The sequence below is a fragment of the Hydrogenoanaerobacterium saccharovorans genome, from assembly GCF_016901815.1.
GTDB classification, from domain to species: domain Bacteria; phylum Bacillota; class Clostridia; order Oscillospirales; family Ruminococcaceae; genus Avimicrobium; species Avimicrobium caecorum.
This window is the reverse complement of the sequence record NZ_JACSNR010000049.1, coordinates 1-290: the sequence shown is the minus strand read 5'-3', so window position 1 is coordinate 290 and position 290 is coordinate 1. Positions and strand designations below refer to the sequence as shown.

Annotated in this window: 1 rRNA gene; it reads left to right on the top strand. The window is 50.0% G+C overall.

The features are described 5' to 3' along the window. Window positions 1–99, top strand: a 16S ribosomal RNA gene (locus tag H9X81_RS11640); the annotation flags it as partial. Window positions 100–290: the final 191 nt, after the last annotated feature.

Below are 290 nucleotides of genomic sequence, written 5' to 3'. Positions count from 1 at the left end.
CTAACCGCAAGGAGGGCGCTGCCGAAGGTGGGATTGGTAACTGGGGTGAAGTCGTAACAAGGTAGCCGTATCGGAAGGTGCGGCTGGATCACCTCCTTTCTAAGGAGAATCGAATCAAGCAGAGAGTTTGGTTCTATACCTTAGGTTTTTTGAACCTGAGGGTTCGCTGAAAGATAGTTCTTGTTCGATTTTGAAGGTTCTTGAATGAATCTTCAAAATGGGGAAGCGAAGGCGAGAGTCCACAGCCTCTGATACGGGGGTGTAGCTCAGCTGGGAGAGCACCTGCTTTG